Origin of the sequence: Acinetobacter calcoaceticus, from assembly GCF_051947995.1 — a bacterium.
Lineage (GTDB): Bacteria > Pseudomonadota > Gammaproteobacteria > Pseudomonadales > Moraxellaceae > Acinetobacter.
This window is the reverse complement of sequence record NZ_JBLVVH010000029.1, coordinates 1-286: the sequence shown is the minus strand read 5'-3', so window position 1 is coordinate 286 and position 286 is coordinate 1. Positions and strand designations below refer to the sequence as shown.

1 protein-coding gene is annotated in these 286 nt (G+C 65.0%); it reads left to right on the top strand.

What is annotated here, in order from left to right; genetic code table 11:
* Positions 1-286, top strand: a 286-nt coding sequence (locus tag ACNQO6_RS18415) for an MFS transporter (protein ID WP_440209908.1), incomplete at both ends; no start/stop codon positions are given.

Below are 286 nucleotides of genomic sequence, written 5' to 3'. Positions count from 1 at the left end.
AAGGGCCGCAAGGCGGCGTTGCTGGCCTCGGTGCTGCTGATGTGCTTTGGCTCGCTGATCATCGCCCTGACCCCCAGCTATGAAACCATCGGCGTCGCCGCGCCGATCCTGCTGGTGGTCGCGCGCCTGCTCCAAGGCCTGTCGGTCGGCGGCGAATACGGCACCTCCGCCACCTACCTGAGCGAGATGGCGAACAAGGAACAGCGCGGGTTCTTCTCCAGCTTCCAGTACGTGACCCTGATTTCCGGCCAGCTCATCGCCCTGGCGGTGCTGATCGTCCTGCAAC